Annotated in this window: 20 protein-coding genes; 16 read left to right on the top strand and 4 right to left on the bottom strand. The window is 40.4% G+C overall.

Going from position 1 to position 22,692, the window contains the following annotated elements; all coding sequences use genetic code 11:
* From SCSH_RS02560 to SCSH_RS11050, 4 genes are all read left to right on the top strand, one after another.
* The coding region (locus SCSH_RS02560; protein WP_152972494.1) for a collagen-flanked surface repeat-containing protein at positions 1-829 on the top strand (829 nt) is incomplete at its 5' end.
* A 260-nt stretch (positions 830-1,089) separates the two neighbouring features.
* Positions 1,090-1,218, top strand: a complete 129-nt coding sequence (locus SCSH_RS10855) for a DUF4044 domain-containing protein (protein WP_003087827.1) — start codon at positions 1,090-1,092, stop codon at positions 1,216-1,218.
* Between the two features lie 60 nt (positions 1,219-1,278).
* Positions 1,279-2,589, top strand: coding sequence for a GTPase ObgE (gene obgE / locus SCSH_RS02555; protein WP_057490333.1), 1,311 nt, complete (start codon positions 1,279-1,281; stop codon positions 2,587-2,589).
* Positions 2,590-2,628: 39 nt separating this feature from the next.
* Positions 2,629-2,790 carry a hypothetical protein gene (locus SCSH_RS11050; protein WP_057490332.1) on the top strand — a complete coding sequence of 54 codons (162 nt, stop codon included), beginning with the start codon at positions 2,629-2,631 and terminating at the stop codon, positions 2,788-2,790.
* Positions 2,791-2,833: 43 nt separating this feature from the next.
* Here the strand turns inward: SCSH_RS11050 and SCSH_RS02545 are convergent, their stop codons facing one another.
* From SCSH_RS02545 to SCSH_RS02530, 3 genes are all read right to left on the bottom strand, one after another.
* Positions 2,834-4,339, bottom strand: coding sequence for an ATP-binding cassette domain-containing protein (locus SCSH_RS02545; protein WP_057490331.1), 1,506 nt, complete (start codon positions 4,337-4,339; stop codon positions 2,834-2,836).
* Between the two features lie 918 nt (positions 4,340-5,257).
* Positions 5,258-5,998, bottom strand: a complete 741-nt coding sequence (locus SCSH_RS02535; RefSeq protein ID WP_057490329.1) for an amino acid ABC transporter ATP-binding protein — start codon at positions 5,996-5,998, stop codon at positions 5,258-5,260.
* Positions 5,998-8,184, bottom strand: a complete 2,187-nt coding sequence (locus SCSH_RS02530) for an ABC transporter substrate-binding protein/permease (protein WP_057490328.1) — start codon at positions 8,182-8,184, stop codon at positions 5,998-6,000. The genes SCSH_RS02535 and SCSH_RS02530 overlap by 1 nt, the downstream gene beginning before the upstream one ends.
* A 180-nt stretch (positions 8,185-8,364) precedes the next feature.
* Between SCSH_RS02530 and SCSH_RS02525 the strand changes: the two genes are divergently transcribed.
* The 8 genes from SCSH_RS02525 (at position 8,365) to rpsU (ending at position 16,690) form a co-directional block, all read left to right on the top strand.
* Positions 8,365-9,291: a CPBP family intramembrane glutamic endopeptidase gene (locus tag SCSH_RS02525; RefSeq protein WP_057490327.1), complete on the top strand. Its 927-nt coding sequence runs from the start codon at positions 8,365-8,367 to the stop codon at positions 9,289-9,291.
* Positions 9,292-9,365: 74 nt separating this feature from the next.
* Positions 9,366-11,357 carry an excinuclease ABC subunit UvrB gene (uvrB, locus tag SCSH_RS02520; RefSeq protein WP_057490326.1) on the top strand — a complete coding sequence of 664 codons (1,992 nt, stop codon included), beginning with the start codon at positions 9,366-9,368 and terminating at the stop codon, positions 11,355-11,357.
* A gap of 421 nt (positions 11,358-11,778) precedes the next feature.
* Positions 11,779-12,663: a helix-turn-helix transcriptional regulator gene (locus SCSH_RS02515; protein ID WP_152972493.1), complete on the top strand. Its 885-nt coding sequence runs from the start codon at positions 11,779-11,781 to the stop codon at positions 12,661-12,663.
* A gap of 54 nt (positions 12,664-12,717) precedes the next feature.
* Positions 12,718-13,182, top strand: a complete 465-nt coding sequence (locus tag SCSH_RS02510) for an 8-oxo-dGTP diphosphatase (protein WP_057490324.1) — start codon at positions 12,718-12,720, stop codon at positions 13,180-13,182.
* Between the two features lie 140 nt (positions 13,183-13,322).
* Entirely contained in the window at positions 13,323-14,138 is an 816-nt protein-coding gene (locus tag SCSH_RS02505) for a transporter substrate-binding domain-containing protein (RefSeq protein ID WP_057490323.1), read from the top strand.
* A gap of 246 nt (positions 14,139-14,384) precedes the next feature.
* Positions 14,385-15,506: an aminotransferase gene (locus tag SCSH_RS02500; protein WP_057490322.1), complete on the top strand. Its 1,122-nt coding sequence runs from the start codon at positions 14,385-14,387 to the stop codon at positions 15,504-15,506.
* Between the two features lie 47 nt (positions 15,507-15,553).
* Positions 15,554-16,366: a transporter substrate-binding domain-containing protein gene (locus tag SCSH_RS02495; RefSeq protein ID WP_057490321.1), complete on the top strand. Its 813-nt coding sequence runs from the start codon at positions 15,554-15,556 to the stop codon at positions 16,364-16,366.
* Positions 16,367-16,513: 147 nt separating this feature from the next.
* Positions 16,514-16,690: a 30S ribosomal protein S21 gene (rpsU, locus tag SCSH_RS02490; protein ID WP_000048058.1), complete on the top strand. Its 177-nt coding sequence runs from the start codon at positions 16,514-16,516 to the stop codon at positions 16,688-16,690.
* A 298-nt stretch (positions 16,691-16,988) separates the two neighbouring features.
* On the opposite strand, the gene mscL is transcribed toward rpsU, so the two are convergent.
* Positions 16,989-17,372, bottom strand: a complete 384-nt coding sequence (gene mscL / locus SCSH_RS02485; protein ID WP_057490320.1) for a large conductance mechanosensitive channel protein MscL — start codon at positions 17,370-17,372, stop codon at positions 16,989-16,991.
* 136 nt (positions 17,373-17,508) lie between these two features.
* Here mscL and SCSH_RS02480 point away from each other — a divergent pair, with 136 nt between their 5' ends.
* The 4 genes from SCSH_RS02480 to SCSH_RS02465 all read left to right on the top strand — a co-directional run bounded on the left by SCSH_RS02480 (position 17,509) and on the right by SCSH_RS02465 (position 22,439).
* On the top strand, positions 17,509-19,017 hold the full coding sequence (locus SCSH_RS02480) for a hypothetical protein (protein ID WP_057490319.1): 1,509 nt from the start codon (positions 17,509-17,511) through the stop codon (positions 19,015-19,017).
* Between the two features lie 188 nt (positions 19,018-19,205).
* Positions 19,206-20,966, top strand: coding sequence for a DNA primase (dnaG, locus tag SCSH_RS02475; protein ID WP_057490318.1), 1,761 nt, complete (start codon positions 19,206-19,208; stop codon positions 20,964-20,966).
* A 7-nt stretch (positions 20,967-20,973) separates the two neighbouring features.
* A complete protein-coding gene (rpoD, locus tag SCSH_RS02470; RefSeq protein ID WP_057490317.1) occupies positions 20,974-22,089 on the top strand; it encodes an RNA polymerase sigma factor RpoD in 1,116 nt (371 codons plus the stop codon).
* Positions 22,090-22,103: 14 nt separating this feature from the next.
* The gene (locus SCSH_RS02465) at positions 22,104-22,439 is read left to right on the top strand and encodes a metal-sulfur cluster assembly factor (RefSeq protein WP_057490316.1); all 336 of its coding nucleotides are present in this window, start codon (positions 22,104-22,106) and stop codon (positions 22,437-22,439) included.
* Positions 22,440-22,692: the final 253 nt, after the last annotated feature.

Here is a 22,692-nt window from a genome sequence, read left to right as displayed (position 1 = left end):
TGGTGCCCAAGGAGCCAAAGGTGATAAGGGCGACAAGGGAGATAAAGGCGACACCGGTGCAGCTGGCCGTGACGGCGTAGACGGTAAAGCTGGTGCCGCAGGCTTCATCGATGTCAAGGATAACAACAATGGCACTAAGACCATCACCACAGGAACTGATACCAATGGCGATGGTGTGGTCTCTGAAGACGAAAAGACTAGCGTGACCGTTTCCGACGGTGCCCAAGGAGCCAAAGGTGATAAGGGAGACCCAGGAGTTGATGGTAAGTCTGCTAGTGCTACTGTTACTAATAATGGAAATGGCACCTATACTATTAGATTAGTTAATGGTGATGGTTCAACTTCATCTGTCACTGTTCGTGATGGCAAGGATGGGCAAGATGGCAAGTCACCAACTGTACAGGTCATTGATAATCATAATGGCACTTACACCCTTACGGTGAAAAATTCAGATGGCTCAACGTCAACAGTAGTAGTTAGGGATGGTAAAGATGGTCGTGATGGTATTTGTGGTTGTCAGCCACCAGTTCCTGGTCAGCCATTAGAACCTCTTGCTCCTCTTAAACCTAATAAAGCAAAACCATCGAAAAGTTCAGAACAGTATGTTTCAAACAATTATTCAGGTACTTCTGAAATAAGGAACCAACTGTTTGTTAATAAAACTTTGACAAGTGAAAAAGCAATATCACAAGCACAACAAAAAATGGAAGCAAATCACTTACCAGAAACAGGTGAGAAAGAAGTTACACTTGCAAGCCTTGTGGGCGAAGCTTTTGTGCTAGTGGCTATGGCTGGTTTATTTGCTAAAAAACGCGATGGTGAAGTTTAATTCATATTAACTAAAATGATTTGTAATTAATTTAGTTAACAAAAGAGTTTGAGAAAATTATTCTCAGACTCTTTTTTAGTTAAAAATAATTTAATAAGTAATCTATAAAAAGACTAAATTGTTATTTACTAATTTTGCACAGTTCTTCCTGAAATATTCTCAGTATTTATTTTCCTTTGTTAATTTTACTTGTTGTTTGCTTATTCCTGCAATTCATGGTAAGATAAATAAGATAAAATGCTGTGAAAGAGGTAAAACAATTGGCTTTTGGAGATAATGGACCGCGTAAGAAAACACCGTTTGAAAAACTGACTTTAGTTGTCGTTATCATTATGGTTTTGGTTACTGTTGGAGCGCTGGTTCTCAGTGCACTTAGTGCCGTTATTTAAAAAGAAACGCTCACGGGCGTTTTTTTAAGCGAATTACAATTACAATAAGGTAGAAAAGTTATGAGCATGTTTTTAGATACTGCTAAGGTCTCGGTAAAAGCTGGCCGCGGCGGTGATGGTATGGTTGCTTTCCGCCGTGAAAAATATGTCGCTAATGGCGGTCCTTGGGGCGGTGATGGCGGTCGTGGCGGCAATGTCATCTTTGTCGTTGATGAGGGGCTTCGCACTCTCATGGATTTTCGCTACAATCGCAAATTTAAGGCAAAAAATGGCGAAAAAGGTATGACTAAAGGAATGCATGGCCGCGGTGCTGAAGATCTCTATGTGCACGTGCCGCAGGGGACGACAGTCCGTGACGCTGAAACCGGCAAAGTTCTTGCAGATTTGGTTGTAAACGGTCAGGAATTTATTGCGGCTCACGGTGGTCGCGGTGGTCGGGGGAATATTCGTTTTGCGACGCCGCGCAATCCAGCTCCTGAAATTTCTGAAAATGGAGAACCTGGAGAAGAACGTGAATTAGCCTTAGAGTTAAAAATTCTGGCTGATGTTGGTCTGGTAGGCTTTCCTTCTGTTGGAAAATCAACGCTGCTCAGTGTTATTACAGCAGCCAAACCTAAAATCGGAGCCTACCATTTCACAACCATTGTTCCCAATTTAGGCATGGTGCGTACCAAATCCGGAGAATCCTTTGCAGTGGCTGACTTGCCGGGCTTGATCGAAGGTGCCAGTCAAGGTGTAGGTCTTGGAACACAGTTTTTGCGCCATATTGAGCGGACACGTGTTATCCTGCATGTCATTGATATGTCAGCGGCAGAAGGCCGAGATCCTTATGAAGATTATTTGGCCATCAATAAGGAGCTAGAAACCTACAATCTGCGTTTGTTGGAACGCCCGCAAATTATTGTTGCTAATAAAATGGACATGCCTCAAGCCGCAGAGAATCTTGAAAATTTCAAGGAAAAATTAGCTGCTAACTATGATGAATTTGATGAGCAACCACAAATTTTTCCTATTTCAGGGATTGCTCACCAAGGATTGGATGCTCTTCTGGATGCGACAGCCCAGCTTCTGGATCAGACAGATGATTTCTTGATTTATGATGAATCGGATATGCAAGAAGAAGCTTATTATGGTTTTGTTGAGGAAGAAAAAGCCTTTGATATTTCACGTGCAGACGATGCCTCTTGGGTACTTTCGGGTGAAAAGTTAGAGAAGCTCTTTGTCATGACCAATTTGGAACGTGATGAATCCATTATGAAATTTTCACGCCAATTACGGGCTATGGGAGTTGATCAGGCTTTGCGCGAACGTGGAGCTAGAGATGGAGATATCGTTCGTATTGGCAAGTTTGAATTTGAATTTGTAGACTAGAGTAGTAGGTTCAGAAATTTTAAATGATAGAGGTATATTATGGGAGATAAACCAATATCTTTTAAGGATAAAGATGGTAATTTCGTGTCAGCAGCCGATGTTTGGAATGCTGACAAATTGGAGAAACTTTTCAATAAATTAAACCCCAACCGCAAGCTGCGCTTGGAGCGCGAAAAATTGGCTAAAGAAAAAACAGAATAATTAGAAATACCAACCTGATCTGAATGTCAGGCTGGTATTTTAATTATTGAATCTTTCTGAGGTGCTTTTGATCAAGTTCGTAAACAGTGCTGCCAATTTCCTCAATAAACTTTCGATCATGGGAAACACTGATGATGCAGCCGGGGTAATCCTTAAGAAGTTGCCGGATAAGCGGCTGGCTGGTTGGCGAGAAGTGGCGTGTTGGTTCATCTAGAATGAGAACATTATTTCCTTCTAGGACCATTTTAGCCAGAAAGAGCTTGGCTTTTTGCCCACCGGAGAGTTCAAGGACGGAGTGCCCGACTTCTTGGCGTGTGAATTGCAGGCTGGCAAGGAAAGTTCTTGCCTTCTCTGGACTTGCGACATCAGATAAAAAGCTCAGAGCAGTTTGGTGGGCATCTAAAATCTCCTCGTCATTTTGGGGCATGTAGCCCAAGGAAAGGTCTATTCTTGTTCTCAATTCTTCCAAAACCTGCTTGAGCAGAAGTGTTTTGCCAATGCCATTTTGCCCTGTAATGACCAGCTTGTCCTGCCCACGGATTTGCCAATCGACTTTTTGTCCGCTTACTAATTCTTTTGCCTCCCATTTAAGAATGACCTTGCTAGCAGGCAGAGCCTGAATATCTGAAAAGAAAAGGTCAATCGTATCCATATCCTGAGGAATTTCAGTGAATTGCTCCGCCTCTTTGTTTAGGCGGCCTTTTTGAGCTTGGTGGGCATGCATTTTTTTGGCTAGAAGCCGTCCTGTAACATCATTTTTAGTCTTGCGCAGTTCATGTTCTATGCGTTGCTGAATGCGCTGGTATTTCTGAGATTTTTTAGCGTGTTCTTCGCGCTCCTTATTGGCCAGCTGCAGTTGGCGTTCAAACCGTTCACGTCTTTGCTGACGATAGCTTCGGTAGTCTCCATGAAAATAGCTGGCGTGCGCTTCTTGACGTTTTTTCAATAATTCAAGATGAAGTATAGCAGTAGCAGTGTTTGTTAAGAGCTCTTCATCATGTGAGATAAAGATAACAGTCTTATCTGTCCTTTTGATAAATTTTTCCAGCCATTGCAGACTTTCTAGATCCAAATCACTGGAAGGTTCATCAAAGAGCAAGAGATCAGGGCCACTGGCTAAGATTTTCAGCAGCTGCAATTTCAATTTTTCCCCGCCTGAGAGGTTTCTGACCAGTTGTTCATGGTCATCAAAGCGATTAGTATCAAATTGAAAGAGCTCTGCCATTTGATAAAAAAGATTAAAATCAAAGCTGTCATAGTCTATATCATGGTAGAGATAGTTGCTTAAGCTGCGGTCTAAATCTACTGGCGCTATATTCTGAGGGAGGTACCCTGTACGGCTAAAGCGGTTGGTGATTGTTCCTTCCATGATGGTATAGTCAGCAATCAAGCGAGGATTGAGAAGGGCTTTAAGCAGGGTAGACTTACCAGTTCCCTCTTCACCGATAAGAGCCAGTTTGTCGCCAGAGTTGACCACAAGATTAAGATCTCGGATAAGTGTTTGTAAATCTTTCTGGTGAGTAATTGTTAGATGATGGAGTTGTAGCATAGACTGTCCACCTTTCTTTTTCAAACAATAAAAGCCGCTACTTTATCTAGTAGGGCTTTCTTTATGCCATCAAAAACAGCAGCAGTCTATACTTTTTGAAAATTAAAATGATAAGGTCGCTGACGTACTTTTAGTACTGACTGCAGCTTGTCATCTAGTCTCATTTCGATTTTCTTTGTGTATTGGTTGCAATTTTTCAGATTTTGGTGCATACAAAAAATTCTTCTAGATAAAGTATATCCAATATGAAGAATTTTAGTTTTTCAATGCACCATACCTCCGCTTGATATTATAAAATCAGTTTAGCAAAACGCTTTCAAAAAGTCAATAGGGCGTGTTATAATGAAAAGGTTAAAAGTATATATTTTCAGTAGTAAAGATTTTGTCTTAAAAACCACTCAAAGTCATACAGTTGAAATGATTGCTTCTATGTCACGACTGGAAAAAATTACAAGAAAATATAAAAAGAAAGTTATCATTATAAAGTCTTTCAGCATGTTCAAGCAGTTACGACAGTTAAAAAGCAAGGCATTATCGGCCTTGCTTTTTAACTTAGTAAGGGAACTAGTCAGTCCACTATAGTGGCTGACATTGATAACTAGTGCTATAAAAGATTCCTTGCTGATGTTACGACGTCAAACAGCTTCGTTCGATAATAACGAAGTTGTTTGACTAGTAAGGTGTTTAGAGAGTGGGACAAAAATCGGTAAATCGTCATGAAATGGCGATTTCGATTTTGTTGTCCCACCTCCGCACAGTTTATTAGGATGGCCGCTATCACTTGTGTAGCAAGGGATAAGGACTTCCAATAAACCACTGCGTTAAATATGTGATGCTTCATAAATTGAAAGAGTTTGAGACTTTTGGCTCAAACTCGTCATTTAGCTAGTGACTTTAGTCACAGATAAACTTAACACATTAGACATTCAGCACCTTATCCAAGAAGTCCTTGAGACGTGGATGCTGTGGGTTATCAAAGATTTCTTCAGGTGAACCATCTTCAAGGAACTGTCCGCCGTCGGTAAAGATGACACGGTTGGCAACCTTGCGGGCAAAGCCCATTTCGTGGGTGACAATCAGCATGGTCATGCCTTGTTCAGCTAAGTCCTTCATAACATTGAGAACATCACCAACCATTTCAGGGTCAAGGGCCGATGTTGGCTCATCAAAGAGCATGATATCTGGATTCATAGCCAAACTGCGTGCGATAGCCACACGTTGTTTTTGACCGCCCGAGAGGCTGTCTGGATAGGCTTGAGCCTTGTCAGACAATCCAACTTTTTCCAAGAGTTCCATGCCGTGCTTTTGAGCTTCTTCCTTAGATTCTTTCCCCAGTTCAACCGGAGCAAAGGTAATATTGTCAAGAACGGTCATATGCGGAAAAAGATTGAAGTGCTGAAAGACCATACCGATATTTTCCCGAGCTTTATCAACGTTAGTAGCAGGGTCTGAGAGTTCATAACCATCAACAATTACTTTGCCGCTGGTAATAGACTCAAGAAGGTTCAATGTGCGGAGAAAAGTTGATTTGCCAGAGCCTGAAGGGCCGATGATACAAACAACATCTCCCTCATGAAACTGTACATCAATGCCTTTGAGGACTTCATTTTGTCCGAAAGATTTATGCAAATCCTGAACATCAATTTTTAAATCAGTCATTAGTTAATCCTCTTTTCTAAGCGTTTTGCCAGACGTGTTAAGAGCGTGATAATCACAAGATACATAATGGCTAAGATAGCATACATGCGGAAGGATTGGTAGTTGCGGGCAATAATGATTTTACCTGCTTGGAAAAGCTCAATCAATCCGATAGCTGAGATAATGGTTGTATCTTTTAACGAAATAACGAACTGGTTGATGAAGTTAGGCAGCATCAATTTGAAAGCCTGGGGCAGAATGATTTTTTGCATGGTTGTCTTGTAGGAAATACCCAAGCTGCGACTGGCTTCCATTTGTCCGGCAGGAACGGCTTCAATACCGCCGCGGACGATTTCAGCAATATAAGCACCGCCATTTAAGGTAAGCGCAATAGTACCAGCAACAAAATCATTGATTGGACTTTGATGGCCTGTAATAGATTCAATGAGGTTAGGAATACCCCAGAAAATAAAGGCTGCGACAATCATCAATGGAATACCGCGCACCACATCAACAAAGATAGAAGCGATGACTCGGAGTGTCTTGTAAGGACTGACACTCATCATTCCAAAGAGAATACCAACAATCATAGCAAGAGCAAAGGACAGGATGGCCAGACTTAAGGTAGTTCCCAGTCCTGATAATAATTGTTTATAGTTGTTTGATAGCAGTCCGAAGATTGTAGATTCATCAACACCGGTTCCTGATTTAGAATCTTTTTCATTGTCAGAAAGGTATTTATTGACAATCTTATCGTATTTACCCGATTTTTTAAGAGCCGCTAAACCGTTGTTAAACATTTGAATGAGTTCGGGATTGCTGCCTTTTTTAACAGCAAAGCCATATTCACCGGATTTTTCTCCCGGAATCGGTGTTTCAAACTGACGTCCCTGCTTGATAGCATATTTGAGAACAGCTTCATCATCCATAAGTGCATAAATAGAACCAGAATTCAAACTATCATACATGGTTGAAGCTTCATCAAAGGATTTCAATGAGTAGCCGTATTTGTCTTTGTTTTTTTCAAGAAAGGCATAAGAAGCAGTTCCGTTTTTGGCACCGACTTTTTTGCCCTTCAAATCCTTATAAGACACCACGTCACTTCCTTTGCGGACAGCAAGCAAGGTATTTGAAGTGTAGTAAGGATCTGAGAAATCGAAAATTTTCTTGCGTTCATCGGTAATGGACATGCCTGCCATAACAGCGTCTGCCTGACTGGCTTGGACAGTGTTAAGAGCCGCATCGAAACCTGGATTTTCAGTTTTGATATCAAAGCCCTGCTGCTTAGCAATGGCCTTGATCAGATCGACATCAATTCCAACGTATTTGCCAGCATCATTTTGGAATTCAAAAGGTGCAAAGGAAGAATCCATGACGATCTTATAGCTGTCTTTAACAGGTTTGGCTTTAGCAGTAGCATCACCCGTTCCTTTGGCTGTTGCAGTATCGGCTTTTTTGTCATCTGATGAGATCCATTTTGCCATGATTTCATCATAAGTGCCATCGGCTTTCATCTGTTTTAAGGCTTTGTTGAAATCTTTAATGAGATATTCATATTTGCTGCCTTTTTTAACAGCGAAGGCAAAGCTGCCGATAGGTTCGCCGTTCATTTCGATACGAAGATTTTGTCCTTGATTGATGGCATACTGAGCAACAGGTTTGTCATCCATGACAGCATCTACAGATGCAGATTCTAGGCTGTTGTACATAGAATCACCAGTGTCAAATGATTTTATCTTGTAATTGTATTTATCTTTATGCTTCTCAAGAAAACTTTGAGCTGCAGTACCATTTTTGACACCCACGGTTTTTCCTTTTAATTGGCTGTACTTGGTGATTTTGTCCTGCTTACGGGTGACAATAACAATCTTTGTATCGTAGTAAGTATCTGAAAATGTAAAGACTTTTTTACGCTCTTTGGTGACAGTTGTTCCTGCCATCAAGGCATCTGCCTGCCCAGACTGGACGGCATTGACTGCTGCATCAAAACCAGGGAAGGTCATTTTATAATCCCAGCCACTGATCTCAGCTGCCTTTTTGATGATATCAACATCAATCCCCTTATAAACTTGATCACTGTCCTTAAATTCAAATGGTGCATAAGTAGAATCAGACACAATCTTAATTGTATCAGCGGAAACTTTTGCGCCAAACATAAAAGCCAGTGTTAAAAATGCTGTCATAAGAGCAATTATCTTTCGCTTCATGTTTGTACTCCTTCATAAAAATTACTTTATTATATCAAAGATTACAGGTTTAAGCAAGGCCAATAGTCTATACCATGTAAGAAAATATGACATAAAGGCTGTTGATTTTTAGAGAAAAATGAGCAAAATTATTATATAATAATAGTAACTTTATCAAAATAATTAAAGGAAACATCATCTATGAAAAAAAGAATTTTGGAAGCACCAACGCTTTTTTATCAGAAAATACCTAGTTGGCTTTTTCTTATTTTAGCCTGTATCATGGTTTATCTCTTTATTTTTGCAGGAAGTTTTATTGGAGGGCTCATCACAGCTCTGCTAATAACGATCTTGCATCTTATTGGTTCAACAGATCTTGGTTTTAATGCTGTGTTTAGCAGTTTTCGTTTTTGGTTGTTCTTATTTTTCTTTGCTTCTCTTTTGGTCTTTGCTTGGGTAAAGTGGGTTGAAAAACGTCCGATTTCTAGTTTAGGTCTATTCAAGGACAATTGGTTCAAAGCTATTGTCAAAGGTTGGGCTGTAGGAACTTTTATTTTTACGGCTGCCTTTCTTTTAATTTATCTTTTTGGCGGTGTCGAATTGCAAGCTACTGATTTTTCAGCAGCAGCCATTTTATATGTCCTTTCAATCATTCCTTTTTGGTTTATTCAGGGCGGGACAGAAGAACTTTTAACACGCGGCTGGCTTTTACCTTTGATTAATAAGCGCAGCAACCTTGCGGTAGCTATCGGGATTTCCAGCAGTCTTTTTGGACTGATGCATTTGGTCAATAATCATGTAACCGTTTTGTCGGTTACAGTGCTTATTTTGTCCGGTATTTTTATGGCACTTTATATGTTAAAGACGGACAACCTCTGGGGCGTTGCTGGTTTGCATGGTGCCTGGAATTTTACACAGGGCAATATTTTTGGTGCTGCAGTTAGCGGGACAGATGCAGGTAAATCTTTACTGCATTTTGTAAGTAAAGCTGGCGCAGCGGATTGGATTTCCGGAGGTAAATTTGGGGCAGAAGGAAGTCTTTTGACCAGTCTGGTACTTTTGGTAGGGATTGTCATACTTGGCCTTTTGCTTAAAAGAGAAAGCAAAACTATTTGTGAAGAGGTTTGAGTTCAAAACTCAAGCTTTTTTCTTTTAGGCCTCTCTTATGATAAAATAGAGGATAGAAAATGAGGTGGCAGTGAATGATAGATAAAAAAGACGATAAGCATTTTAAATTAGTATCCAAATATGAGCCATCTGGAGATCAACCGCAAGCCATTGAAGCTTTGGTTGATAATATTGAAGGCGGCGAGAAGGCACAGATCCTGATGGGAGCAACTGGTACAGGTAAGACCTATACCATGAGTCAGGTTATTCAAAGGGTCAATAAGCCAACCCTAGTCATCGCTCACAATAAAACTCTGGCAGGACAGCTTTACGGGGAATTTAAGGAGTTTTTCCCTGACAATGCGGTTGAGTATTTTGTATCTTACTACGATTATTACCAGCCGGAAGCTTATGTGCCATCTAGCGACACCTACATTGAAAAAGACAGCTCGGTCAATGACGAAATTGATAAGCTCCGTCACTCGGCGACATCTTCCTTGCTTGAGCGCAACGATGTTATTGTGGTGGCATCTGTCTCTTGTATTTACGGTTTGGGTTCCCCCAAGGAATATGCGGACAGCGTTGTCAGCCTGCGGCCTGGACAGGAGATTTCCCGAGATCAGCTCTTAAATGATTTGGTGGACATTCAGTTTGAGCGTAATGACATTGATTTCCAGCGCGGTCGTTTTCGTGTGCGCGGTGATGTGGTTGAGATTTTTCCCGCTAGCCGTGATGAGCATGCCTTTCGTGTTGAATTTTTCGGCGACGAAATTGACCGCATTCGTGAAATTGAAAGTCTGACCGGCCGTGTTCTCGGTGAGGTTGACCACCTAGCTATCTTCCCGGCCACTCACTTCATGACCAATGATGAGCACATGGAGATTGCTATAGCAAGGATTCAAGAGGAGCTGCAAGAGCAGCTCAGGCTCTTTGAATCAGAGGGCAAGCTCTTAGAAGCGCAGCGATTGAAACAAAGAACTGACTACGACATCGAAATGCTGCGGGAGATGGGCTATACTAATGGCGTCGAAAACTATTCTCGCCATATGGATGGAAGAAGTGAGGGCGAGCCGCCTTACACGCTTTTGGACTTTTTCCCTGAGGATTTTTTGATCATGGTTGATGAAAGTCACATGACCATGGGGCAGATTAAGGGGATGTATAATGGTGACCGTTCGCGTAAAGAGATGCTGGTCAACTACGGTTTTCGTCTTCCGAGTGCCTTGGACAACCGCCCCTTGCGCCGGGAAGAATTTGAAAGTCATGTTCATCAGATTGTCTATGTCTCAGCAACGCCGGGAGATTACGAGCTTGCGCAGACCGACACGGTCATTGAGCAAATTATCCGTCCGACAGGTCTCTTGGATCCAGAAGTAGAAGTACGGCCAACCATGGGGCAGATGGACGATTTGCTGGGTGAAATTACTAAGCGTGCCGAAAAAGGGGAGCGCACCTTTATCACTACGCTGACTAAGAAGATGGCGGAAGACCTGACAGACTACCTCAAGGAAATGGGGGTCAAGGTCAAGTATATGCACTCGGACATCAAGACCTTGGAACGTACCGAGATTATTCGTGACCTGCGTCTGGGTGTTTTTGATGTGCTTGTAGGGATTAATCTGCTGCGCGAAGGTATCGATGTGCCTGAAGTCAGCTTAGTAGCTATCCTCGATGCGGATAAGGAAGGCTTCCTGCGCAATGAGCGCGGTCTCATCCAGACCATTGGTCGGGCAGCCCGCAACAGCGAGGGTCATGTTATCATGTATGCTGACACCATGACCCAGTCCATGAAAAATGCCATTGATGAAACCCACCGCCGCCGTCAAATTCAAATGGCCTACAATGAAGAACACGGCATTGTTCCACAAACCATCAAGAAAGATATTCGCGACCTTATCGCCATCAGCAAATCAACAGACAGCGATGTAGCAGAAGAAACCGTTGATTACAATGCTATGACCAAATCTGAACGCCAAGAAACCATCAGGAAGCTGCAAAAACAAATGCAGGAAGCCGCCGAACTGCTAGACTTTGAGCTGGCTGCCCAAATCCGCGATATGGTACTGGAACTGAAGGCTATGGATTAGTTATTCAAGAATAAAGTAGAAAGAGAACGATTATGCAAGAGCCTGTTACAAAGCGTAAATACTTATGTCAAGGGATTCTTGCCATTGTTGTTTAGTTTATTTTATTGCTCTTAACAGCATTGATGGCTCTGCTTTTTACTTATTTGAAGGAAAAAACGCAGGCTCTGCGCTGGCTGATTTTTCTTCATTTACTGTTTTATTTTGTGGCAGCTTAGAATGTACTTCATGGTCCATATAAAAACAGGCGAGTGTCATCGCCTATTTTTAAACAATAAAAATGCCGTAAAATAAGGTAATTTCCAAAAATGCTACGGAAAGTAGCGGCAGTTTTAGTGAATGTCATCAACAGTTGCTTGTTTGCGATACTTCTTTTGATTAAACTTAGATTGTTCATCAGCAACAAATAATTTTTAGGAGGAAAATGAACATGACATTTGAAGCACGCTTGCGCGATTATCGAAAACAGTTAGGGTTATCGCAAGAGAAATTAGCAGAGGAACTCCATATTTCCAGACAGGCCATTACTAAATGGGAGTCGGGAGCAGGGACACCGGATATCGCCAATTTAAAGGCTCTTTCTGAGTTCTTTCAAGTTTCGATAGATGATTTGCTCTTTGGAAAAGAAGCTCATCATCAGCTAAAAGATTTTCGTTATGAAAGCAGCACCGAATATGATATTGATGGGAAAAAAGATTTTGATATTCAGCTGGGCGGTGCCTATGAAGTCATCCTGCAAGCCGTTAAGAGCGAAAAGGTTAAGGTTAGTCTTCTCAGCAATGCATTAGATAGGTTAGAAGAACTTTTTAAAATAAAGATTGATGACATTAAAAACAGCATTGATATTGATTTAAATCGGCTAGAAGACATGACTGAAGCTATTGCTAAGGAAAATCTAAAGGTTGTGGTTGTTCTGCCTGAAAAATATCTTGGAAGAATTGAACTTGGGGTCAACTGCAAGGAACTACACTTGATTAATATATGCAGTTCTAATTTTGAATTGACCGGAAAAGTCTCACGTATTACTGTGGATGGCGGTGTCGGAGAAATGGAATTTGACAGCAATTTAGATATGTTTGTTGATGTTTTATCTCACCAGGGCGAAATCGCTCTCAACCAGATTGCAGCGACGTCTAAGATTCAGGTGCCTAAAGATTATGTTTTTCAAGCTGTTAAAAAAGGATTGGCTACAAAAATATCTTTTGAAGAAAATGGGGAAGCTTGTGATGATTTTTCGCTTCAGAATTGTGAAAATGTCCTTGAATTAAATGGGTTTAAAAGCGAGCTAGTTATTTCAAGAAATGAATAATTAATGCTAACTATGTTATAATGGATGTCATTAAAAAACATGAAGGAGTTCTCTATGTCCCGTTCAGAAAAGGTTATTCTAACCAACATGTGCCTGATTGAAGATGGAAAGGGTAATATCGTTATGCAAATGCGCGATCCTAAGCGCTACGCTTGGTCAGGCGCTGCTCTGCCTGGCGGACACATTGAAGCTCATGAAGGTTTAGTGGAATCCGTTATCCGTGAAGTTAAAGAAGAGACAGGCTTAACCATCCATCATCCACAGCTGGTTGGTATGAAGCATTGGTATACCAAGGAGGATATCCGGTATTTGGTCTTTCTTTATCGGACATCTGATTTTGAAGGCGAATTGTATTCTTCTGAGGAAGGACAGGTAGGCTGGGTAGCAAGAGAGGAGCTGGCACAGCTCGATCTGGCTTATGATATGCTCAATTTGTTGCGCGTGTTTGAAGAAGGGGATTTGTCTGAATTATTTTATCGTGAACGCTTGGCAGATGATTTTGTCAGAGAGTTTTGGTGATAGATTTTTAGCCGTTTAAGCCAATAGTGAAATGCTATTAAGATATAATGTTTTGAATTTTTATAAAAAAATACTTGACAAATGTATAAATATAAAATATAATAATCCTATCTTAATAAAGTTAGAAATTGAGGATTGTTATGAAAAGAGTAAAAAAAGTTTTAGTGGGAGCCTTTGCTGCTTTATCGTTGATTAGTCTTGCTGCCTGCAGCTCTTCATCCAAGGATGATTCGCTACAAAAGATTAAGGATAAGGGTAAGGTTGTTGTTGCCATGAACCCTGAGTTCGCTCCGTTTGAATTTAAAACCTTGGTCAATGGTAAAGATACCATTGTCGGAGCAGATGTTGAGATTGCCAAAGCTATTGCCAAAGAATTGGGTGTAAAAGTAGAATTTTCTGCTATGTCTTTCAATAATGTTTTGTCAAGTGTTCAATCAGGAAAAGCAGATCTTGGTATTTCAGGTATTTCGGCTACTAAAGAACGTCAAAAAGTTTATGATTTCTCAGAAACTTACTATGAATCTGTCAATGTAGTGATTGTCAAAAAATCTGAATTAGATAAATATAAGAAAACTAATTCACTAAAGGGTCTTTCCGTAGCCACTCAAAAGGGAAGCATTCAGGAAGATGTTGCTAAAAAACAATTGACAGGTGCTAAGATTATCTCTCTCGTTCAAAACGGTGAAATGATCAACGAATTAAAATCTGGCCAGGTTAACGGCGTTGTTTTAGAAAAGCCGATTGCAGAAGGCTATGTTGCTAAAAACAGCGATTTGGCCATTGCCCAAATCAAATTAAAATCTGGACCTTCTGATTCTTATGCTGTTGCTATGCCTAAGGGAAGCACTTCTCTTAAGAAAAAAGTAGATAAGGTTATCAAGAAGCTTAAAAAATCCAATAAAATTGATCAACTCGTCAAAGATGCCTATAATTTATCTGTTTCCAACAAAAATTAATAGGTTTATGACAATTATAATACCCTACCCTCAGCAGGTTTGATAGATCCTGCTGAGGGTTTTTGTATTGCAGCGGCATTTTATACTCAATAAAAATTAAAAATAGACTACAGGCTGTACTAGGGTAAGGCAAAGCGAAAATAAGAATCTGTAGTTTTGATTTTTGAAGAGTATTAATTTGCCCAAATATTGACAAGTAGCACCTTATTAAGTATTATCATTATTAGAAAAATTAAAGGAGCAAAGATGAAAATACCACGTTTTGGAGTGGAAGAGTGGCTGAACGTCCATGAAAAAGAGGCTCTCTATGATATTGCCGGTGTGTCTATCTCGGCTTTGACCTTAGAGGAGCTTTTTAGGCTGGCAGACCAAGATTTGAGCACTTTTTTTCAGGAACTTTCCCGAAAAAAGATGGACTATGGCTGGATAGAAGGCTCACCCGAATTTAAAAAGGAGGTTTGTGGGCTTTATAAGGACCTTAAACCTGAGCAGATTTTGCAGACCAACGGTGCAACGGGTGCTAATATGCTAGCGCTCTATGCTCTTATTGAGCCTCAGGATCATGTCATTTCAGTCTATCCCGCCTACCAGCAGCTCTATGATATTCCCAAATCTTTGGGAGCAGAGGTGGACTTGTGGCAGGTAAGAGAGGAACACAATTGGCTGCCGGATCTGGATGATTTGCGTAGGCTGATTCGTCCCAATACTAAGATGATCTGTATCAATAATGCCCATAATCCGACGGGTGCTATCATGGATGAGGCCTACTTGCAGGAATTGGTCACTATCGCTGAATCCTGCGGAGCCTATATTCTGTCTGATGAAGTCTATAAGCCATTTTCTGCTCAGTCAGAAGTTCCTGCTATTGTTGATTTGTACGATAAGGGAATTTCGGTTGACAGTCTGTCCAAAGCCTATTCTCTGCCTGGCATCCGTGTAGGCTGGGTAGCTTCAAATAAGGAAGTAGCAGATATCCTTAGAAACTATCGTGATTATACTATGATTTGTGCCGGTGTCTTTGATGATTTGCTGGCTGCCTTTGCACTGAAAAACCGTCAGGTCATTATTGAGAGAAATCAAAAGATTGTGAGCGAAAATCTGGAGATTTTAAAAAATTGGTTGGCGCAGGAGCCGCGAGCCCATGCTATTTTGCCGGATCATGTTTCCACCTCCCTGGTTAAACTGGATGTGCCGCTTCCCATTGAGGAGTTTTGTCGGCAGCTCTTAGCAGATTATGGAGTGCTGCTTGTTCCAGGAAGCCGTTTTGATCTGGAAGGCTATGTTCGTCTTGGTTATTGCTGCGATAAACAAGTTTTAAAAACAGGTTTAGCAAAGCTGTCTCAATGCTTGCAACAATTTGACGAATAAGAAAAGATACTTTAAAATGGATTTATCAAATTAGAAAAGAGAATAAGATGACATTGAAAAAATTGTTAGTGGGCTTTTTAAGCCTTTTGGCTGTGATTGCTCTGACTGCCTGCGGAGCTACGAATTCAAAAGACATGCAGGATAAAGTGAAAGAAAAGAAAAAATTAGTGGTTGCAGTCAGCCCAGATTATGCGCCTTTTGAATTCAAAGCCTTGATTAAGGGGAAAGATACCGTTGTTGGTGCTGATATCGAATTGGCAAGGGCAATTGCGGATGAGTTGGGTGTCAAATTGGAAATTTCATCCATGAGCTTTGACAATGTATTGTCCAGTTTAAAGACAGGAAAGGCTGATATTGCCATTTCGGGTCTATCTTATACCAAGGAACGTGCTAAGGCTTATGATTTTTCAGAAGCTTATTATAATACTGAAAATGCTATCTTGGTTAAAAAGTCAAATTTAAATAAATATACAAGCATTTCTTCCTTTAATAAAGCTAAGGTAGCCGTCCAAAAAGGGACTATTGAAGAAGGATTGGCAAAAGATCAATTGAAAAAGTCAAACATTACTGCTTTGACTTCCATGGGTGAGGCGGTTAATGAACTGAAATCAGGTCAGGTTGACGCCATTGATCTTGAGAAGCCAGTAGCAGAAGGCTATATTTCTCAAAACAGTGATTTGGCTTTAGCACCAGTTGCCCTGAAAACAGGTGAAGGTGATGCTAAAGCAGTTGCCTTGCCAAAAGACAGCGGCAAATTGGTAAAAACTGTTAATAAAGTCATTAAAAAGCTTGAAAAAGAAGGAAAATACAAGCAGTTTATCAGTGATGCTGTTAAATTAACCGGCCAACAGGTTGATTAAAGTTAACCTTTTATAGAATTAATTTTTCACTTTTCGTGAAAATAAATTTTAAAATAGCTTGAAAATGTCTTGACATTTATTTCCATCTTTTTGTATAATGTTTAAGAACGTGTAAATGTTACAATGAAATTGAGGGGAGTGAGATACATGTCAAAGACTGTAGTGCGTAAAAATGAATCACTTGACGATGCTCTTCGTCGTTTCAAACGTTCTGTAACTAAAGCTGGTACGCTTCAAGAATCGCGCAAACGTGAATTCTACGAAAAACCTTCTGTAAAACGTAAACGTAAGTCAGAAGCAGCTCGCAAACGTAAAAAATTCTAAGTGATTATTATAGAGGACCGAAGTGAATATTTCGGTCTTTTGTTTATATTAAGATGGGCAGTTGATGGTTTTTCTTTTAGAAAATTAAAAATCACTGCTTATTTTGGTTAGGGCCAGAAAAATTTCATCGGGCTATGTCGCTTTTCACGGATTGAGTCGTCGGATCAGTAAACGTAATTACCTAGCCCTCACTGTTGCAGTCTGCGGCCGAATGATAGCTTGGCTTTATTTTATTAACGAAAAATAAAAAGACAGGTTTAAGCTAACCTGTCTGCGGTGGTTGGAATAACCGCTTTTTTTATTTTTGTTTTTCAAGAAGAGCTTTAATATCAGCAAGCAATTCAACTTCTGTTGGGCCAGCTTCAGCTGCAGCTTCTTCCTCTTGCTTCTTACCAAGTGATATTGCTTTGTTTGCAGCTTTAACAACGAAGAAGAGTGTTGTACCAACAATAAGGAAGTTGATAACTGCACTTAAGAAACTGCCATAGGCAATACCGTTCCAAGAAAGCTGAGCAATGTTTTTGACGTTAGCAGCTTTCAAAACTGGGTTAAGGAAAAGAGGAGTAATAACATCAGAAACTAATGAAGTGATGATGGCGTTAAAAGCAGCCCCCATAACAACAGCTACTGCAAGGTCTAGGACGTTCCCCTTAAATAAAAACTCTTTCAGTTCTTTAATCATTTTAGATTTCCTTTCTTTTTATCAGGTTCTTATTATACAAGAAGTAATTAGGTTTTACAATATATATGCTTCACTTTTTTGGAAATTATGTTAAAATTAAAATGCTGTAAAAATATATTTTTTTGAAAGGGAAACGATGAAAAACAGAAAGTACAGACGAAAGGGGTTAGTTCGCAAGAAAGAGATAATCGCTTTGTTTATTTTTGTTTCATCAGCTGTTTTGCTGCTGGCAGCCACTGATTCTTTAGGGGTCTTGGCTAGAACTCTGCACCTTAAGCCCATCAGTCTTTCTCTGCCTTTTATGAGGACAGAAGCAGATCAGAAATCGCATTATTATTCTGGTGAAAAAGTTCAAATCAGTCCTGCTGTTCAAAAAAACAGTTCTAAGGAAAAACTGTCTGCTTATCAAAATTGGATTGGAAAGGTTAAAAAAGTAACGGCTGAGAGAAGCTCACGTCAGGGATTAACCTACAGTTATAAAGTTCAATTTAGCAATGGTAAAGTCTTAAAGCGCGTTCATGAAAAGGATTTGACAAAGAGTCAGAAAGCAAGATATCAGCAAGGTCAGGTTGTTAAGCTTAAATCATCTGCTAAAGCCAACTTAAATGGCAAAAGCCTAGCAGATTATCGAATGTCAGCTGGTAAGGTGAGCCGTGTTTCCTATAACCACAGTAATGCTTCTGGTGGCTATAAGTACGATATTGTTTTTGACGAAGGGGGCAAGGCTTCTAATATTCAGGAAGAAGACTTAGATAGTATTTATCAGGTTAAATTAGAGACAAAAAACAGTGCTGCTCAAAATAATGAGATTTTGAAACAAGCCTTTGTTTATGCAAAGCAGCATCCGGGAACAATTTTGGGATTGCCAAGCGGTGACTTTAAGATTGGCAGTCAGACACCAGATAAGGATTATATTACTTTAGCTTCTGATACTGAAATTCGTGGAGACAATACAACGCTTTTAATTGATGGGAAAACATATTGGTTTGCCTTGGCAACCGGTCCCAAAGGAACAGACGGTGTCAAAAATTTCACCATGCGCAATCTTAATGTTAAGGCTCTTGATTTGAAAAAGGGCAGTCAATTTATGATACTGGCTAATCATGGTGACAATTGGCGGGTTCTTAACAATAGTTTTACCATGGTTCATACAAAGGGTAGTCATATTTTTGATTTAGGCGGCCTGCAAAATTCTGTTTTTGAAGGAAACCAGTTTACCGGCTATGCTCCTGATCTGGTTAATGCAACGAAAATTGATGTAAATGCGGATCTTCATGATTATTATTCTGAGGTGATTCAGCTGGATGCTTCAAATAATAAGGGTGTGTGGGATGCTGGAGTACTAAAGGCAGTTGATCCCGACTACAACTCTCATAATAAGGAACAGCAGGTGTGCAACAATATTACTATTGCTAATAATTCTTTTGTTCCTTACATTGACAGCAAAGGAAAAGTTGGAGCTTACAGTGGAAGTATCGGACAGCATTCTTCAGATGTAGGACAGGTTAAGATTTACAGCAATGTATTTAGTGATTCTTTGGTTGGACGTTTTAATGTGAATGGAGCAAAGGATTCCTGGCTGTTTAAGGTGATTCATCTAAAGACTAAACACAAAAATGGTGTTTATGATAATTCGCTCAATTAATAGTGATGTTTCAAAATAAGTTACAAAACACATCTTGTAGCAGGTCAGACACAGACTGTTTGCTGCAGGAGTGTTTTTTTGTAGTAGTTCTTTAATTTACAAAAAAACTTAAAAATGCTAAAATAAAATGTAACGCTAAAATACGTATTTTTGTGTGGAGGTGATGATTTCTGGCTATTGATAAGGAAATGATTAACGACATTAAAAATAGCGTCAATATTGTTGATGTAATTGGTGAAGTTGTCAGTCTTTCACGAGCTGGCCGCAATTATCTTGGCCTTTGTCCCTTCCACAAAGAAAAGACGCCCTCTTTCAATGTTATTGAAGATAGGCAGTTTTTCCACTGTTTTGGCTGCGGCCGTTCAGGTGATGTCTTTAAGTTTTTAGAAGACTATCGCAATATCAGCTTCTTAGAGAGTGTTCAGGTGCTGGCTGACCGTGCTGGAATTAATATTACGGTTCAAGACAAGAGTCAAGAAACAAGGCAGGAGCACCCCAACCAACGATTTTTCAATATCAATAATGATGCTAGCAAGTTTTATCAGGCTGTTTTAAAAACAACTAAGATAGGTGAAACGGCTAGACAGTACCTTTATAAGCGAGGGCTGACAGATGAACTGATTGATTATTTTAAGATAGGTTTAGCTCCGGATGAACATGATTATCTTTATCAGGCTATGCTTAAAAAGTATGATGAGGATACCATTATTAATTCTGGCCTTTTTAATCTATCAGACAGCAACACGGTCTATGATGCTTTTAGAAATCGCATTATGTTTCCTTTGACGGATGAATTTGGTCATATTGTTGGTTTTTCAGGCAGAATTTGGACAGAAGCAGATAGTGCTAAACAAGTGGCAAAATATAAAAATACGCGTGCGACGGCTGTCTTTAATAAGTCTTACGAACTTTATCATTTGGATCGAGCTAAAGCGGTTGCCAAAAAAGAACACGAAATCTACCTTATGGAAGGTTTCATGGATGTAATCGCAGCCTATCGCTGCGGAATCAGCAATGCGGTTGCTTCTATGGGAACAGCGCTGACGTCAGAGCATGTTAAGCATTTGAAGAAGTTCACTAAAAAAGTTATTCTGACTTACGATGGTGACAGCGCCGGACAGAATGCTATAGCCAAGTCTTTAGCGCTTCTGTCAGATATGGCTGTGGAAATTGTCAGGATTCCTGGTCAGATGGATCCTGATGAGTTCATCAAGGAAAATTCTGCTCAGGAACTTAAAAAATTACTGACCCAGTCAAGGATTAGCAGCATTGAATTTTGGCTTCATCACCTGAAACCTGAAAATGTGGATAATTTGCAGGCTGAGATTGATTATGTGGAGAAAATGGCGAAAATTATTGCTGCTTCTCCGTCAATCACTGCTCAAAATACTTATATCAATATGACAGCTGAATTGCTGCCAGATTTTGATTACCAGCAGGTAGAGCAGGCTGTCAATGCTGAGCGCCTTCAAAGACGCTCACAGCGAAGCGAGCAAGCACAAATTAGTCAGCCAATTAGGATAGATTTGCCTGTGACAAAGCAGCTGTCGGCTCTAGCAAAGGCTGAAAATCAGCTTTTTCACCGCCTGCTTCATCATGAGTATCTCTTGAATGAATTCCGCAATCGGGACGATTTTCAATTTGAGACACCGGAATTACAGGAGCTCTACCAGTTTCTGAAAAATAACGGTGAACTCAATGCTTATGATTTATCTCAGCTTCCTCAAGAAGTTCAAAGTGCTTATTATCGTGTTTTAGAGGAGAATCTTCCAGAAGAAATTGCTGAAGGTGAGATTAGGCAGCTGGAAAACCAGAGAAATAAGTACCTGCAGCAGCAGGAAATGCGCAAACAAAGTAAGGCCATTCGTGAAAACAGCAATCACGGAGACATAGATACTGCAGTTGAGGGTTTAGAAGCTCTCATTGCTCAAAAAAGAAATATGGAATAGAGGGAAAATGGCAAGTAGTAGTAAAAAAACATCAAATACTTTTAATGTTCAAGTGGCAGATTTTATTCGCAATCATAAAAAAGAAGGGGTTGCGATTGATGATGAAGTTACCGAAAAACTCGTTATCCCTTTTGGACTTGAGGCTGAACAAATTGATGATTTGCTGGAACGTTTAACTGACGGCGGCATTTCTATCACTGACAAAGACGGAAATCCTTCTACCAAGTATGTCGTTGAAGAGATTAAGCCTGAGGAGTTGACTGATGAGGAGCTGCTGGGCAGCAATTCGGCTAAGGTCAATGATCCTGTTCGTATGTATTTAAAGGAAATCGGCGTTGTCCCTCTTTTGACCAATGAAGAAGAAAAAGAACTAGCTATCGCGGTTGAAAATGGAGATCTTGAAGCTAAGCAGCGCTTGGCAGAAGCTAATTTGCGTTTGGTTGTTTCTATTGCTAAACGTTATGTTGGCCGTGGTATGCAGTTTTTAGACCTTATTCAGGAAGGAAATATGGGCTTGATGAAGGCGGTCGATAAGTTCGACTACTCCAAGGGATTCAAATTTTCAACCTATGCAACTTGGTGGATTCGTCAAGCCATTACACGTGCTATCGCTGACCAAGCTCGCACGATTCGTATTCCGGTTCACATGGTGGAAACCATCAACAAATTGGTTCGTGAGCAGCGCAATCTCCTGCAAGAGTTAGGACAAGACCCAACGCCTGAACAGATTGCAGAGCGAATGGACATGACTCCGGATAAGGTTCGTGAAATCCTGAAAATTGCTCAGGAACCAGTGTCTCTAGAAACACCGATTGGTGAAGAAGATGACAGCCATCTGGGAGATTTTATTGAGGATGAAGTCATTGAAAATCCTGTAGATTATACAACGCGTGTTGTTTTGCGCGAGCAATTGGATGAAGTGCTTGATACTTTGACAGATCGAGAAGAAAATGTTCTGCGCCTGCGTTTTGGTTTAGATGACGGTAAGATGCGCACCTTGGAAGATGTGGGCAGAGTCTTCAATGTTACTCGTGAACGTATTCGTCAGATTGAAGCTAAGGCCTTGCGTAAATTACGCCATCCCAGCCGCAGCAAACAGCTGCGTGATTTCGTTGAAGATTAAAAGGAGAGGGAACTATGGCAGAAGCAAACTATACTCCTGAGGAAGTCACAAAGATTAAAGACAAAATTCTTGAATCCTTAGAAATGGTCATTGATCCCGAATTGGGCATTGATATTGTCAATTTAGGGCTTATCTATGACATTCGTTTTGATGACTCAGGCCATACGGAAATTGATATGACCCTGACCACCATGGGCTGCCCCTTGGCGGATTTACTGACGGATCAGATCTATGATGTTCTAAAAGATGTGCCTGAAGTTCTTGATGTTGATGTCAAGTTAGTGTGGTCACCAGCCTGGTCAGTTGACAAAATGAGCCGCTATGCACGGATTGCTTTGGGCATTCGCTGATTGGCAGCAAACAAATTAAGACGAAGACTCAATAAAAAGATGAGGCTGTTAAGCTGACTAAATCGCAGAAAGCTTGATGAAGTCAGCTTTTTGCCATTATTACGGTAAACTTTTGTTTGTTTTTTAGGATTATACCCAATAAAAATCATAAATAGACTAGGTGACGAGTTGCAGCCTGTACTAGGATATAGGATAGATAGGGCAAAGTGAAGGCAACAACATCGTTTTGATTTTTGATGAGTATTAGGCGTCT

The sequence above is a fragment of the Streptococcus orisasini genome (assembly GCF_001431045.1).
Lineage (GTDB): Bacteria > Bacillota > Bacilli > Lactobacillales > Streptococcaceae > Streptococcus > Streptococcus orisasini.
The sequence above is the reverse complement of the archived record's forward strand: the minus strand, read 5'-3'. Positions and strand labels throughout refer to the sequence as shown.

Excerpts from the sequence above, each read along its gene's own strand:
- obgE (WP_057490333.1), top strand. The coding sequence starts at position 1,279 with ATGAGCATGTTTTTAGATACTGCTAAGGTCTCGGTAAAAGCTGGCCGC.
- SCSH_RS11050 (WP_057490332.1), top strand. The coding sequence starts at position 2,629 with ATGGGAGATAAACCAATATCTTTTAAGGATAAAGATGGTAATTTCGTG.
- SCSH_RS02545 (WP_057490331.1), bottom strand. The coding sequence starts at position 4,339 with ATGCTACAACTCCATCATCTAACAATTACTCACCAGAAAGATTTACAA.
- SCSH_RS02535 (WP_057490329.1), bottom strand. The coding sequence starts at position 5,998 with ATGACTGATTTAAAAATTGATGTTCAGGATTTGCATAAATCTTTCGGA.
- SCSH_RS02530 (WP_057490328.1), bottom strand. The coding sequence starts at position 8,184 with ATGAAGCGAAAGATAATTGCTCTTATGACAGCATTTTTAACACTGGCT.
- SCSH_RS02525 (WP_057490327.1), top strand. The coding sequence starts at position 8,365 with ATGAAAAAAAGAATTTTGGAAGCACCAACGCTTTTTTATCAGAAAATA.
- uvrB (WP_057490326.1), top strand. The coding sequence starts at position 9,366 with ATGATAGATAAAAAAGACGATAAGCATTTTAAATTAGTATCCAAATAT.
- SCSH_RS02515 (WP_152972493.1), top strand. The coding sequence starts at position 11,779 with ATGAACATGACATTTGAAGCACGCTTGCGCGATTATCGAAAACAGTTA.
- SCSH_RS02510 (WP_057490324.1), top strand. The coding sequence starts at position 12,718 with ATGTCCCGTTCAGAAAAGGTTATTCTAACCAACATGTGCCTGATTGAA.
- SCSH_RS02505 (WP_057490323.1), top strand. The coding sequence starts at position 13,323 with ATGAAAAGAGTAAAAAAAGTTTTAGTGGGAGCCTTTGCTGCTTTATCG.
- SCSH_RS02500 (WP_057490322.1), top strand. The coding sequence starts at position 14,385 with ATGAAAATACCACGTTTTGGAGTGGAAGAGTGGCTGAACGTCCATGAA.
- SCSH_RS02495 (WP_057490321.1), top strand. The coding sequence starts at position 15,554 with ATGACATTGAAAAAATTGTTAGTGGGCTTTTTAAGCCTTTTGGCTGTG.
- rpsU (WP_000048058.1), top strand. The coding sequence starts at position 16,514 with ATGTCAAAGACTGTAGTGCGTAAAAATGAATCACTTGACGATGCTCTT.
- mscL (WP_057490320.1), bottom strand. The coding sequence starts at position 17,372 with ATGATTAAAGAACTGAAAGAGTTTTTATTTAAGGGGAACGTCCTAGAC.
- SCSH_RS02480 (WP_057490319.1), top strand. The coding sequence starts at position 17,509 with ATGAAAAACAGAAAGTACAGACGAAAGGGGTTAGTTCGCAAGAAAGAG.
- dnaG (WP_057490318.1), top strand. The coding sequence starts at position 19,206 with ATGATTAACGACATTAAAAATAGCGTCAATATTGTTGATGTAATTGGT.
- rpoD (WP_057490317.1), top strand. The coding sequence starts at position 20,974 with ATGGCAAGTAGTAGTAAAAAAACATCAAATACTTTTAATGTTCAAGTG.
- SCSH_RS02465 (WP_057490316.1), top strand. The coding sequence starts at position 22,104 with ATGGCAGAAGCAAACTATACTCCTGAGGAAGTCACAAAGATTAAAGAC.